Genomic DNA, 13,794 nt, shown 5'->3' on the forward strand with positions numbered 1-13,794 from the left:
GGGAATGCTTCTGACGAAAGATCAAGGGCTCCGCCGATCAGCGCGCGGAGCTGAGCAGGCGCGTGTAGGTGGCCGTGAGCTGGTTCCCGATCGCTTCGATGCTCGCCTCTTGCGCGGCGAATCGACGACCGGCCGACGCCGCTGCCATCCATGTCTGCTGGCAGCCGATCAAATCCAGGACGTCACGCGCAATGGCTTTTGCGGAACCGTCGTTCACGCGCGCGGCTCGCCTCTCAGCCAAGGACTTCGACAACCCCGTGTCGCGCGTGATGACGGAAGGAACGCCGGCAGCCAACGCTTCGAGAACCGCGACCGGGTAAGGCTCCTGCTTGCTGGGCAGAACGAACGCCTGCACCTCTGACAGGTCACGCCGCACTTGCGAGGAGGTACGGGCGCCGACGTACTCGCAGCAGTCCCCGAGTCCAAGTTCGTCTATGAGTTCGAGGACCGCGTTCAACTCACCTTCGTCCGGCCCTTGAAGCCGAAATCGCGCGTCTGGTCGTTCGGCCCGGATGAGGGCGGCCGCACGGACGAATTCTTGAGGCCGCTTTCGCGCTGCCAGCCGAGAGCTGTAGAGAATCAGGGGACCAGCCTGCCGAAAAGCAGCCACTCGACTCGTCAGCGGAACCCCGTTCCCCATCATCTCGATACGGAATGGCGCTGCACCAAGGGCGTGGAGGTCTCGCGCTTCTCCACTCGTCAGTGCGAGCGCCATTGCCGCCTCGCGAAGAACAAGGCGCGTCGTGAGCACGTCGAGCACTCGGGCCACCACTCGACGGTCGGGGCTGACCATGCCATGCGTCTGCACGACAACGGGCACGCGACGCATGAGAGCCACGAGCGCGAAGGGCAGCGTCGTGAGGTCGCGCGCGAGGTGGACGTGAACCACGTCGAACCGTCGCACGTGACTCCAAGCGAACCGCAGGGCGCCAGGCGCGAACAGAGTCACGAACCTGTCACGATGGTGCCACGCGCGGAACTGCTTCCCCTCGAGGTCCGCGGGCAGGGGGGCGCTGCCGTCGGAGCCGCACACCAACGCCACGTGATGACCGGCGGCCTTCAACTGTCTGACCTGGTCCGTTGCGACGGAAAGCGGTCCCCCGTAGGACCCTCGAGCATCGTTCAGGGCCACCACGTGGAGTATGCGCATGTGGGTTTGGCTTCCTCGGATCAGGGGACCGACCGCGATCTCGGCGAGGTCCCTCGCAACCCAGCTGCTCGGTGAGCGCAGCGGGGATCTGGAACGATCGAAAACAACTGTGGGCGATTGGCGCACTGGCCCGACGGGCCACCCATTGCGAATGACCGTGAGAATGGAGCCGGCCGATGACGGAACGAGCTGGGAGGACGCCGGTTATCGATCTCTCGCGAGCCCCCGGCGAGCGCGAGAGTTGGGGGGCACCAGCATGGAAGGTCTACGCATGGGGTCTGGCTGAGGTTCTCTTCGTGACCAATCCCCTGCAGATCAGTTCGCGTCTGCGTCGTGCCGTCCTCGTTGCGTTCGGGGCCCGCATCGGTCGAGGCGTGCGGCTCCGCCCTCGCTTGCGAGTGCGCTTCCCTTGGAAACTCTCCATCGGCGACCGAAGCTGGATCGGCGAGGACGTCTGGTTGCACAACCAGGACGAACTGGCCATCGGGTCGGACGCCGTGATCAGTCAGGGAACCTTCATCACTACAGGCTCCCACGCCGTCCGCAGAGACATGGCCCTCCTGACCCGCCCCGTTTTGATTTCGGACGGCGCATGGGTCACTGCGCAATGCATCGTACTCGGAGGAAGTCGCATCGGAACATCTGCAGTAGTGACGCCGGGAACCGTCGTCAACGGCGACGTGCCCGAGGGTGCCGTGTTCGGGCACCGGTCGGGGGCCGTCCTCGGGTGGCGATTCGCGCCGAGCTGATCGTCATCGGCCGTCCGCGACGTCATCACCGGCAGCTCAGTCGTCGTCGCGGCGACGACGCGGACGGGCGTGCCGAAGGAGGTCACTGAGCCAGGCCTCGTAGAGGCTGAGTGAGGTGCTTCCGGCGAGGCGCTCGGCGGCGAACCGGCGACCGTTGCGGCCCATGTCCTCACCCCGCGGACGGTCCTGAGCCAGGTCGGTGACGGCGGCGAGGATCGAGTCGGCGTCACCCGACTGGACGATCACCCCGGCACCGGAGTCGCGCACAAGTTGAGCGGCACCGCTGGCCGTGTCCGTCGCCGCGACGACGGGCTTGCCCGCGGTGAAGTACGTCGTGAGCTTGCTCGGCACCGACATCTCCACGACGCCCGGCTTCTCGTTCAGCAGCAGGCAGTCAGCGGCCGCGAGGGCCCGCTCGAACTCGCCGGCCGGCAGCGGCTGGAGGAAGTGCAACTTGTTCAGGCCCTCCGCCTCGACCTGCAGCTTGGCCCGTTGGCTGCCATCGCCCAGCAGCACGACTCGCACGTCACTTCCGGCCTCCTCGGCTCGACGAGCGACCTCCACCAGCGTGCCGAGGCCCTGCTTGACACCCATGTTGCCCGCGTGGAGGGCGATCACGGCGTCCGGCTCCCACCCGAGTTTGCGGCGGACCTCTTCCCGGTTGATGTCCGGGATGATGACGTGCGACCAGTTCGGGATCACGCGGATGCGGTCGGCCGGGATGCCCATCGCCATGAGCCGGTCACGGAAGATCGGGTGGATGACGGCGATGCCGTCCGCGCGCCGCATGACCTGCTTCTCGAGCCAGGCTGTGGCCCTGGACAGGACGGAGCCACCGAGGCCGGCCTCGGAGACGGCGGCGCCGTACAGGTCCTGGACGACGACACCCACCGCGTGCCGCCGGAAGGGCTTCATCACCACCGCCGGCAGCGCGGAGAGCAGGGCCGGGCTGACCACGAGCGCGACGTCGCTGCGTCGACGCCACAGCTCACGCCCGCTGCGCAGGGCGAAGACGGCCTCCATCACGATGCGGGAGAGACCGGTCGGATTCCCCGGGACGGGGTGCTTGACCCGTACCACCTCGACGCCCTCGTCCGTCTCGACGGGGCGGGGAGTCTCGTACCCCGGGTGCAGACGCCACTCGGGGTAGTGCGGATGTCCTACCACCACCGTGACGTCGATGCCGGACTCGGCCAGGTGGCGAGCCAGCCCCGTCGTGTACGGCGCGATGCCGGTCTGCTCCGGGAAGAAGTTGAGTCCGGTGATCAGCACCTCCCTGCGCGTCCGCCGGCGGCGCTCGACCGGAACCCCTGCGACGACTCTCCTGCGGATCACCACTGCCTCCTCGGTGTTGCCCTCCGCCGTCGTGCGGCGACTGCGTCACGGGCGGGACGAACTCGTCCGCTCGGACGTGCCGATCAGATCCGGGGACGGCGCAGAGATCGGCGCGGCACACCGACACGTGCGAGTTCCGTCCCACCGGCCCCTCCGTCCCCGGGGAGCGACCTGCGCCACCGCCGTCACAGCAGCGGCCGCTCTCTCAAGTCGAACGAACGGGCCTCAAGACCTCATGGACCTCCGCGGCATCGGGCGTCCCAACTGACACACAGGGTTGCCAGTTCTTGAGCCGAAGTTGGGAACCGTTGCCGTTCCGACACACGCGCGCCGATTGCTTTACTGAACGTGAACGTTCTGTCGCGCTTCATGCGTCACGGGCGGACGTGACATCGGCGGAACCGTCCGCCCACGGCGTGAACGGTCCTGGAACGGGGAGCAATGACTGCAACTGCGGAGGATGCCGGTCACGAGATCGAGTCCGTGCGCGTCGCTGTCGAAGGCGACGACCCGCAGGCAATCGATGACCGGCGACGGTGGCAGGCGCGATACGTCCGCTCGATCGTGGTGGGCGACGCACTCTGCGCGCTCCTGGCCGGTCTCATCGGTTACCTGATCAGGTTCGGCGACTCGTCGATGCTGGGTTCAGGTCCCCTCGAGGCGCTCATCGTCGCGCTGTTCCTTCCTTTCGGCTGGGTCCTGGCGATGTGGCTGGCTCGAAGCTACGAACTCAGGTACCTGGGCCTCGGCGCGGACGAGTTCCGTCGCGTCCTCACCGCGTGCGTCTGGGTCGTCGCCTCTTTCGCTTCGGTCAGTTGGGCCACCAAGTGGGACATCGCCCGCGGCTTCGTCGTCGTCGCCCTCCCGCTGGCGAGCTTCATCACGCTCGTGCAGCGCTACGTGCGCCGGCAGAGGTTGCACCGGCAGCGCAGCCGTGGTCTCCACCGCTCGCGGACCCTCGTCGTCGGGCATGGGAGCGGCGTTGCAGCCCTGCGCCGGCAGATCGACAAGGTGTCCTACCAGGGGTTGGACATCGTCGGTTGCTGCCTCCCCGCTGGCCTCTCCCGGCACGGCGCCGATCCGATGGCGCCGGTACTGGGGAGCATCGAGGACGTCGTGGAGGTCGTCCGCCGTCACGACATCGACGTCGTGGCCGTCCTTCCGAGCCCCGAGCTGGAGGGCCCGGCGCTGCGGCGCTTGGGATGGGATCTGGAGGAAACGTCAGCGTCCCTGCTGCTGGCGCCCGCGGTCACGGACATCGCGGGGCCGCGCGTGGCCATCCGGCCTGTCGCCGGACTGCCCCTGCTGCACGTCGAGCGGCCGGAGTTCACCGGCGGCAGGCGAATGGCCAAGACCGTCTTCGACGTCGTCGTGGCGGCCGGCGCCTTGGTCACTCTCTCGCCACTGCTCCTGTCCATCGCCGTCCTCGTTAAGGCGACGAGCGCCGGACCGGTCCTCTACCGGCAACGCCGGGTGGGGAAGGACGGCGAGGTCTTCACGATGCTCAAGTTCCGCTCGATGGCCGTTGACGCGGACGCCCGGCTGACCGAACTCCTCGCCCTGAGCGACGGCAACGCCGTGTTGTTCAAGATGCGGGACGACCCACGGGTGACCTCTGTGGGACGCGTGCTGCGTCGCTACTCGCTGGACGAGCTCCCCCAGCTGCTCAACGTCATCGGCCGTCAGATGTCGCTCGTGGGCCCGCGACCGCCGCTCGTCTCCGAGACCGAGAAGTACGGCCTCGACATGCGCCGCCGTTTCTTGGTGAAGCCCGGCATGACCGGCCTATGGCAGATCAGCGGCCGGTCCGACCTCAGCTGGGACGACTCAGTTCGTGTCGACGTCCGCTACGTCGAGAACTGGTCCTTCGGTCTCGACCTCTTCATTCTGTGGAAGACCCTCGGGGCCGTGCGCGGCGGAAGCGGTGCGTACTGATGCCCTGTCTTACCGTGACTAGTGCACCGGAGCCCCTGGCTCCGAGCGGCGCTCCTCGATCTGCTGACCGGAAGGCCAACTCGTGGAACTGAAGAACTTGGCGCTGGCCGTTCGGCATGGGTGGTGGCTGCTCGCCATCGGCATGCTGGTCGGTGCCGCCTCGGCCGGCCTCCTGACTTGGCAGATGACACCGATGTACACGTCCAACACCCAGCTGTTCGTCAGCACCACAGGCACCGACGAGACATCGACCGCCTACCAGGGAAACCTCTTCACACAGCAGCGCGTCGGCTCCTACGTTCAAATCCTGACAAGCGAGCGGCTGGCCGGACGCGTGGTGGAGCAGCTGGGACTGCAGGATTCCCCAGCACAACTCGTGGACAGCATCGTCGCGACTGCCGTGCCCGAGACGGTCCTGCTGGATGTGAGCGTCACCCGCACCTCCCCAACCCAGGCCCGAGACATCGCAGCTGCGCTGGGCCAAGAGTTCAGGGCCATCGTCGCCGAGCTTGAGACGCCCGAGGGTGCCGAGACGTCAACCGTGCGGGTTCACGTCCTCGAGGAGCCACAGGTCGCCCCGACGCCTACGTCCCCGCAGCCGCTGCGCAATCTGGGCCTCGGCATAGCCGCCGGCCTCATCCTCGGTGGCGCCGCTGCGCTGATCCGCCAGCGTTTGGACAACACCGTCAAGTCTCCGGACGCGATCGAGGAGCTGACCGGAGTCGCGGTCGTCGCGGCCCTCACCGAGGACCCGTCGCTCACCGAGAACGGGGTGATTGACGACGAGGGCGGCTACTCGGAGACGGCAGAGGCGTATCGCCAACTCCGAACGAACCTTCAGTTCGTGGACGTCGACGAGCCGGCCCGCACAATTGTGGTGACCAGTTCGTTGCCCGGTGAGGGCAAGACGACCGTGGCCGTGAACCTGGCCATGGTCATGGCTCAAGCTGGCGTGCGGGTGACGCTCATCGAGGCCGACCTCCGTAGGCCCCGGGTGACCCGATACCTCGGCATCCTCAGCGGCGCCGGACTCTCCAACGTGCTGGCCGGCTCTGTCCGCTACGACGAGGTCGTGCAGCCGATCGGCGACGGCCATCTCTCGGTGCTCGCGGCCGGCCCGATGCCGCCCTACCCCAGCGAGATGCTCGGGTCGAAGCAGATGCGCGCTCTCCTCGCCGAGATCCGGCAGACCAGCGACTACGTCATCATCGACGCGCCGCCCCTCCTGCCGGTCACGGATGGTGCGGTGCTCTCCAAGGTCGCTGACGGCGCCCTCCTGGTCGCCCGGCATGGCACGACCACGGAAGCACAGCTGGAGCAGGCCGTCACGGCCTTGCAGCACATCGACGCCAAGCTGCTGGGCGTCGTCCTGAACCGCATCCCACCGAAGGCGGCCGAGGGCTACGGGTACGGATACAACTACGCCTACTCTGCACTGGCGGCCGTGGAAGGCGACGACCGCTCCGCGCGCAAGAAGGGGCGGGCGCCGGTGATCGACCACACGACCACGTTCCCGGCCATCCGGGACGAGGCACCGCCGGCACGCGTCCGCAGCCGCTGAGTCGGAACAACTCGCACGACGGCCCCCGACCTCGACGAGGTCGGGGGCCGTCGTGTGTCGGCCGAAAGCGGTCGGACAGGCCGTCTGCGGCTCACGCCTCGGCGAGGACCTCCTCCACCACCGGGGTCAGGGCGTCGGCGATGAACCGGTGCCCCGCGTCGGTGGGGGAGACCCCATCACCGGCGATGAGCCCCTCGGGGTCGCTGAACCAGCCCGCGGCGAGCGGGTCGACGAAGGTCGCCCCGGCTGACGAGGCGGCGGCCGCGACGGCGTCCCGGTGGGCGAGCAGTGCGGTCGGGACGTCGGCGTCGCTCCACGCGGGGCCGACGACGACGATCGCCGTGTCCGGAGCGGAGGCGCGGATCAGGTCGAGGGTCTCCGCGGCACCGGCCGCGACCGACGGCACGGTTTCCCCCAAGTCGTTGCGGCTGCCGAAGACGATGGTGATCGCGGCATCAGGGACAGGCGTTGCCGCGACCTGGTCGGCGAAGTCCTGCCCGGAGACACCGAGAGCCGCATAGCCAGACTGCGCCACCGCCCCCATCTGCAACTCGGCCCCGAGGCGGCCTGCCAGGAGTGCCGGCCAGCCTGCCGCTCCCTGACCGCCGAGGGTCGAACCGGTGGAGTAGCCGTCTCCGTACACGGCCACGACGGGCGTGGTCACCGGCGCAGAGGTGGTCGTGGGTGCAGCTGAAGCGGTGGAGCCGCCGGTGCGTGGCTCGTCGGCGGTTGAGGCCGCGGCCGGCGACGGGTCGCCGGCGAGGGGATCGACCGGATCCGGGCGCAGCACCAGATAGGTGAAGAGGCCGAGATTGCCGATCAGCAGGACGGCGAGAGCGACCAGGCCCCACCGCGGGGGACGAGAGAGGCCGAACACCACCTGATGGTAGGTGCCGTGCTCATCCCCTCACAGAGCGCGACGAGGAACGCTGCGACTCTGTTATCGGGTGGGCACGGGGACAGGTGGCGGGAACGCCGGGCGGCGCGCCGGAACGGGCGGCGGGGCCCACGTACCGCCGGCACGGTCCTCGGCGAACAGGACGTCCGTGAGCGGCTGCAACTTGCGGGCGATGCGGGCGGCCACCTGCTTGTGGACGTCCTTGGACTGCCCGATCGGGTCGAAGACGTCGTCGGCGTCGACACCCTTGCGCCATGCGCGCTTGTCGTTGAGACGAGCGGCCAGCTCTCCGGCCCGGCGCCGCAAGGGCAGGAGGTCGATGCCGTCCACATCGGCACTGCGCAGCAAGTCGGCCGCTTCGGGCAGCGTGAACGTGTGCCGCATGGCGCGCGGAGCCTGACTCAGGACGCTGCGCCGCTGGCGCCGCGTCATCGTGAGCACGAGGTCGGCTTCCTCGGCCATCACCGGGTGCAGCTTGCGGGCGACGAAGCCGCTCGGGTCGCCCCCGAGTGCGACGAGGGCATTGGCGCTGCGGGAGTCCATCGCGTGACCCTCGAGCCCCTCCGTGCCGGCACTGCGGATGTGGATCCCCGCCGCGGCCGCACCCAGGGCCTGCTCCGCCCACAGGCTCGCCAGCCGCTCAGCCAACGGCGAGCGGCAGATGTTGCCCGTGCACACGAACAGGATCCGCATGCGTCGAGAGTAGGTTCACCGGACCCCGCGAGCCCGGACCGGCACGCTCGGCTCGGTGCTGCCGGGGCGCAGCCTCACCAACGTGACGGCGGGTGCGTCCATCCGGCTCAACCGGTCGCCTGCGGGACTCAGGCGGCGCGAACAGCGCCGGCGGCCAGCTGCTCCTGGTACCAGGCGTAGGTCCCGGCGAGGCCGGTGCGCAGGTCGATCTGCTCCTTGTAGCCGAGCGCGTGCAGCTTGCTCACGTCGAGCAGCTTGCGCGGGGTGCCGTCGGGCTTGCTGCTGTCGAACTCCAGCGCCCCCTCGTAGCCGACGACCTCCGCAACCATCTCGGCGAGCTCGCGGATGGAGAGGTCGCTGCCGATGCCGACGTTGATCGGCTCCGGCTCGTCATAGTGCTCGAGCAGGTAGAGGCAGGCCCGCGCCATGTCGTCGACGTGCATGAACTCCCGCCGCGGCGTCCCGGTCCCCCAGACGGTCACCGACGGCGCCCCCTGGGCCTTGGCCTCGTGAAAGCGGCGGATGAGGCCGGGCAGCACGTGCGAGTTGGTCGGGTGGAAGTTGTCGCCGGGCCCGTACAGGTTGGTCGGCATCGCGGAGATGTAGTGGACGCCGTACTGCCGGCGCAGCGCCTGCACCTGCAGCACACCGGCGATCTTCGCGATCGCGTAGGCGTCGTTGGTCTCCTCCAGGGGACCGGTCAGGAGGCTGTCCTCGCGGATCGGCTGCTCGGCCATCTTCGGGTAGATGCAGCTCGAACCGAGGAAAAGCAGCTTCGTGGCGCCATGCCGCGCGGCCGCGTCGAGAACGTTGACCTGCACCCGCAGGTTGTCGGAGATGAAGTCGGCCGGGTACGTGCTGTTGGCGACGATCCCGCCCACCTTCGCTGCCGCCATGACCACGGTCGCCGGCTTCTCGGCGGCGAAGAACTCCTCGACCGCCGGGGCGTCCCGCAGGTCCAGCTCGGCGGACGTCCGGGTCACCACGTTGTCGAAGCCTGACTTGGTGAAGTGCCGGAGCACCGCTCCCCCGACGAGCCCCCGGTGCCCGGCGATGAACGTGCGGGCGCTGCGGTCCAGTGGTGCGATCGACATACCAAGTCCTCCCGTGACGGCTACGCCTAGGCTAACGACGGGACGATCCGGAACTTCCGGGTCGCACGGGAATGTGGGGAGTACCTCGTGGCGAAGTCCGCTCTGATCACTGGCATCACCGGTCAGGACGGTTCCTACCTGGCTGAGTTGTTGCTGGAGAAGGGCTACGAGGTGCACGGCCTGGTCCGCCGCTCGTCCTCGTTCAACACGGAGCGGCTTGACGGGATCTATCAGGACCCGCACGTGGCCAACCGACGCCTGTTCCTGCACTTCGGTGACCTCAATGACGGCGTCACGCTGATCAACGTGCTTCGCGACATCAACCCGGACGAGGTCTACAACCTTGGCGCCCAGTCGCACGTGCGCGTCTCGTTCGACCAGCCGGTGTTCACCGGCGACGTGACCGGCTTGGCCGCCATGCGGCTACTCGAAGCGGTCCGCGCCGCCAAGGTGCGCACGAAGATCTACCAGGCATCGTCGTCTGAGATGTTCGGTGCAACCCCGCCTCCGCAGAACGAGCAGACCCCCTTCTACCCGCGCAGTCCCTACGGAGCCGCCAAGGTCTACGCCTACTGGGCCACGCGCAACTACCGCGAGGCCTACGGCATCTACGCGGTGAACGGCATCCTGTTCAACCACGAGAGCCCCCGCCGCGGCGCCACCTTCGTCACCCGTAAGGTCACCCGCGCCGTCGCCCGCATCCAGGCCGGCCTGCAGGACAAGCTGTACATGGGAAACCTCGACGCGGTGCGTGACTGGGGATACGCCCCTGAGTACGTCGAGGGCATGTGGCGGATGTTGCAGGCGCCCGAGCCGGACGACTACGTGCTCGCCACGAACACCGCCTACTCGGTGAGGGACTTCGTGCGCATGGCCTTCGAACACGTGGACCTCGAGTGGGAGAACTACGTCCAGCACGACGAGCGCTATGAGCGGCCCACCGAGGTGGACGCGCTGATCGGCGACTACTCCAAGGCCAAGGAGCAGCTGGGCTGGGAGCCGAAGGTCCTCACCCCCGACCTGGTGAAGATCATGGTCGACGCCGACATTCAGCAGCTCGAGGACATGCGCTCCGGTAAGCACGTCCGGGTCGACGCATAGGCCCATCACGGCCTGCCTCAGCGCCCTTAGGACTCCGTGCACGACCACACCCGTTGCGCGGGTCCCGCGCACGGGACGGGCGCGGACCTACGATCCGGCGCGGGCGGTCGTGCTCAGCAGTCGGACAGGCGAGGGCGAGGGTGACGAGCTACCGCGATCAGGCGATGGCGCTGCTCCTCGACGACGCGTGCCGGTCCATCGCCGCTCACCTCACGCGGGCCGAGATCGACTTCATCATGCTCAAGGGCGCGACGATTGCCGGCTGGCTGTACGACGACCTGACGCAGCGCACGTACGTGGACCTCGACGTCCTGGTAGCTCCCGACACCGAGGCGGCCGCGGTGCGGGCACTCGCGGAGCTGGGTTACCGGCCACTGCTCGACGCCCCGACGCGGGCGGCGTTGTCACCGGAGGAGCAGCCTCTGCAGAACCGGCACGGAGTCGATGTCGACCTGCACGTCACGCTCACCGGCGTTCGCGTGGACCCCAGTGAGGCGTGGCGGAGCCTGCGCGCCGAGACCGTGCCCTGGCAGTGGGCCGGCACGACGGTTCCCGCACTCTCCGTCCCGGCGCGGACCATGCACCTGGCCCTCCACCTGGCGCAGAAGGGACTGGCCGACGAGAAGGCGGCGCGCGATCTCGGACTCGGACTCGAGCGCCTGGACGACGGCATGTGGCGGGCTGCCGCAGATCTGGCCGAGCGGCTCCACGCACTGGACGCCTTCACGGCGGGGCTGAGCCTCTTGCCCGCGGGCGCGGAACTGATCCGACGCCTGGGTTTCGCGGCCCCTAGCCACGTGGAGACCCGGATGCGAGCCGCCTCCGCCTCCTACTCGGCGCTGGTCCTCGAGCGGGCAGCCGTGGCGCAGCCCTGGGGCTCCCGGCTGAGGCTGGTGAGCAACCTCCTCTTCCCCTCCGCGGAGTGGTTCCGCTTCGCGCAACCGGAGCGCACACGCACCCCTGGACGCCTCCTTTGGGCTCGGGTGGCCCGGCCGGTTGAAGTGCTCGCCCGCACACCGCGAGCGTTCCAGGAGTGGCGGCGCCACCGCCGCGCGTCCGGCGCCGTCGGTCGCGCGGAGTGACGAACGACGCCGCCGAGCGGCTCCCCGTCCTCGTCCCGACAGACGATCGGCTCAGCCTCAGGTCTGCGCTGACTCATGACTGATTGCGAGGACCTCCCGCCCGCCCCTGGACGTCGGGCCCGCCTGACTCGTCTGCCCCGACTCCTGGGATACGCGGTCGCGCTGGTCTGGCAGGCCAGCCGAGTGCGGGTGCTGCTCACGGTGGGAACCCAAGCGCTCGCCTCGGTGTCGCTGTTCGCTCAGGTACTACTGGTCGAGCGGGTGCTCTCCATTGCCCTGGAGGGAACCGACGAGGACGGAACGCTCGTTCAGCGGGCCGCTGCGCCCATCGTCCTGCTGGCTCTGCTCACCGCGGCGACCGCCGCCGCGTCGATACTGGGGAACCTGCAGCACCGAGCGCTCGGCGAGCATGTGAACCGCGAGGTGTGGCGACGGATCCTGGACGTCAGTCGAGCCGTGGACCTGACCGCCTACGAGGACCCCGAGTTCTACGACCGCGCCCAGCGGGTCCGGGTCAACGCGGCGGAGCGCACGCAGATCGTGGTCCACGCGATGGTGATCGCCGCAGGGGACGCGCTCGCCGCCGGCGGAGCGGCGGTGGCCGTCGTCGCGCTCGCCCCAGAGTTGCTCCCGGTGCTCCTGCTCTCGTCCGTGCCGGTTCTTCTCACCTCCCGGGTGATCGCCCGGCGCGAGTTCCGGTTCGAAGCCGGCCAGACCGCGCGCGAGCGGGAGCGCTTCTACCTGCAAGCGGTGCTGACACGACGCGACGAAGCCAAGGAGGTGCGCGCCTTCGCACTCTCAGGCCCCCTGCAGAAGCGGTGGGAGCGCAATTACACCGCCTACCTGTCGGATCTCCGCCGGCACGTCAACGCGCGGCTCCGGCTGGCACTGGTCGGCACGATCGGCTCAGCCGTGCTGCTCGGCGTCGCCCTCCTGATGGTCGTCGTCCTCGTGGACCGCGGCCGGCTGAGTCTGGCGGCCGCTGGCGGCGCGCTCCTCGCCGTACGACTCCTCGCGGCCCGTGTCGGCGGCGCCACCTACGCACTGGGCGAGATCGCCGAGGCCGCACCGTTCCTGGAGGACCTCCGGCAGTTCCTGGCCCAGAGCCCCCCGACGTCCCCGACCAGCGAGCCCCTCCGGTCCCGGTCGCCGTCGGACTCCCCGCACATCACGGTGACCGGCGTCGGCTTCATCTATCCGCAGGCGACCGAGGCCTCCCTCAGGTCGGTCTCGCTCGAGATCAAGCCCGGAGAAGTGATCGCGCTCGTCGGCGCCAACGGGAGCGGGAAGTCCACACTGGCCAAGCTGCTCGCGAATCTCTATCGGCCGACGGCGGGCGTCATCGAGTGGGACGGCGTGGACCTCGCGGACATGGACCCCAATGCGGTGCGAGGCCGGATCGCCGTGCTGTTCCAGGACTTCGTCCGCTACCAGTTGACCGCCCGGGACAACATCCAACTCGGACATCCGGACGGGGAAGCCAATGACGCGACTGTCCGCCGCGCTGCTCAGCAGGCGGACGCCGACGACTTCCTGGCTGCTCTCCCCGCCGGCTACGACACCGTGCTGAGCAAGGAGTACGTCGGCGGATCCGATCTGTCCGTGGGCCAGTGGCAGCGGCTCTCGCTGGCCCGGGCCTTCATCCGGGATGCCCCGCTAGTCATCCTCGACGAGCCGTCGGCCTCTCTCGACCCGCGCGCCGAGAGCGACCTGTTCGAGCAGCTGCGGGCCCTGTGCGCCGGCCGAAGCGTCGTCGTCATCTCACACCGTTTCTCGACCGTCAAGTCCGCGGACCGCATCTACGTGCTCTCCGAGGGCCGGATCGTCGAGGAGGGGAACCACGACTCACTCATGGCCTGCGCCGGCCAGTACGCGGAGCTGTACGAGCTGCAGGCCAGCGCCTACCGCTGACGGTGAGGACCTTGCCGGAGCCGGCGAACGTGTCGTGGGCGAGTTCCCGAACGACGTGTGATAGGGCAGGGCTTGTGTGATTCGCGGGCCTCGTGCTTCCATTGCGCGCAACTTCACGCCTAGCACGGGGATGTCATGGACAAGGTCGCTCAGAAGTCGAACTATCACCGCCCGACGCTGCGGTCCCTCGGCAGCCTGGCCGAGCTGACACTCGGCAACGGCTCCACCGGACTCGACAACTGCAGCCGCAAGAACGGCGAGGCGATCGGGAAGTGCGACAAGTAG

General features: G+C 68.8%; 12 protein-coding genes. 7 read left to right on the forward strand and 5 right to left on the reverse strand.

Annotation, left to right across the window (positions count from 1 at the left end; translation table 11 throughout):
- Positions 1–37: 37 nt before the first annotated feature.
- Complete coding sequence (locus ACI79F_RS04465) at positions 38–1,132, reverse strand: glycosyltransferase (RefSeq protein ID WP_456544092.1); 1,095 nt, start codon at positions 1,130–1,132, stop codon at positions 38–40.
- A gap of 314 nt (positions 1,133–1,446) precedes the next feature.
- Here ACI79F_RS04465 and ACI79F_RS04470 point away from each other — a divergent pair, with 314 nt between their 5' ends.
- Positions 1,447–1,899 (forward strand): hypothetical protein, encoded by a 453-nt coding sequence (locus ACI79F_RS04470; protein WP_456544091.1) that lies wholly within the window; start codon positions 1,447–1,449, stop codon positions 1,897–1,899.
- Positions 1,900–1,935: 36 nt separating this feature from the next.
- On the opposite strand, the gene ACI79F_RS04475 is transcribed toward ACI79F_RS04470, so the two are convergent.
- The gene (locus tag ACI79F_RS04475; RefSeq protein ID WP_456578876.1) at positions 1,936–3,237 is read right to left on the reverse strand and encodes a glycosyltransferase family 4 protein; all 1,302 of its coding nucleotides are present in this window, start codon (positions 3,235–3,237) and stop codon (positions 1,936–1,938) included.
- Positions 3,238–3,717: 480 nt separating this feature from the next.
- Here ACI79F_RS04475 and ACI79F_RS04480 point away from each other — a divergent pair, with 480 nt between their 5' ends.
- Entirely contained in the window at positions 3,718–5,169 is a 1,452-nt protein-coding gene (locus tag ACI79F_RS04480; protein WP_456544089.1) for a sugar transferase, read from the forward strand.
- Between the two features lie 82 nt (positions 5,170–5,251).
- Positions 5,252–6,730, forward strand: coding sequence for a polysaccharide biosynthesis tyrosine autokinase (locus ACI79F_RS04485; RefSeq protein ID WP_456544088.1), 1,479 nt, complete (start codon positions 5,252–5,254; stop codon positions 6,728–6,730).
- Between the two features lie 91 nt (positions 6,731–6,821).
- Here ACI79F_RS04485 and ACI79F_RS04490 read toward each other — a convergent pair whose 3' ends face one another.
- From ACI79F_RS04490 to ACI79F_RS04500, 3 genes are all read right to left on the reverse strand, one after another.
- Complete coding sequence (locus ACI79F_RS04490; protein ID WP_456544087.1) at positions 6,822–7,607, reverse strand: SGNH/GDSL hydrolase family protein; 786 nt, start codon at positions 7,605–7,607, stop codon at positions 6,822–6,824.
- Between the two features lie 63 nt (positions 7,608–7,670).
- Entirely contained in the window at positions 7,671–8,321 is a 651-nt protein-coding gene (locus ACI79F_RS04495) for an arsenate reductase/protein-tyrosine-phosphatase family protein (RefSeq protein WP_456544086.1), read from the reverse strand.
- 128 nt (positions 8,322–8,449) lie between these two features.
- Positions 8,450–9,415 (reverse strand): GDP-L-fucose synthase family protein, encoded by a 966-nt coding sequence (locus tag ACI79F_RS04500; protein WP_456544085.1) that lies wholly within the window; start codon positions 9,413–9,415, stop codon positions 8,450–8,452.
- Positions 9,416–9,502: 87 nt separating this feature from the next.
- On the opposite strand from ACI79F_RS04500, the gene gmd reads away from it, so the two are divergent.
- The 4 genes from gmd (at position 9,503) to ACI79F_RS04520 (ending at position 13,794) form a co-directional block, all read left to right on the forward strand.
- On the forward strand, positions 9,503–10,516 hold the full coding sequence (gene gmd, locus ACI79F_RS04505; protein ID WP_456544084.1) for a GDP-mannose 4,6-dehydratase: 1,014 nt from the start codon (positions 9,503–9,505) through the stop codon (positions 10,514–10,516).
- Between the two features lie 140 nt (positions 10,517–10,656).
- Positions 10,657–11,598: a nucleotidyltransferase family protein gene (locus tag ACI79F_RS04510; RefSeq protein WP_456544083.1), complete on the forward strand. Its 942-nt coding sequence runs from the start codon at positions 10,657–10,659 to the stop codon at positions 11,596–11,598.
- A 183-nt stretch (positions 11,599–11,781) separates the two neighbouring features.
- The gene (locus ACI79F_RS04515; RefSeq protein ID WP_456578877.1) at positions 11,782–13,509 is read left to right on the forward strand and encodes an ABC transporter ATP-binding protein; all 1,728 of its coding nucleotides are present in this window, start codon (positions 11,782–11,784) and stop codon (positions 13,507–13,509) included.
- 135 nt (positions 13,510–13,644) lie between these two features.
- The gene (locus ACI79F_RS04520) at positions 13,645–13,794 is read left to right on the forward strand and encodes a lasso RiPP family leader peptide-containing protein (protein ID WP_456544081.1); all 150 of its coding nucleotides are present in this window, start codon (positions 13,645–13,647) and stop codon (positions 13,792–13,794) included.

This window comes from Blastococcus sp. SYSU D00868 (assembly GCF_054050575.1).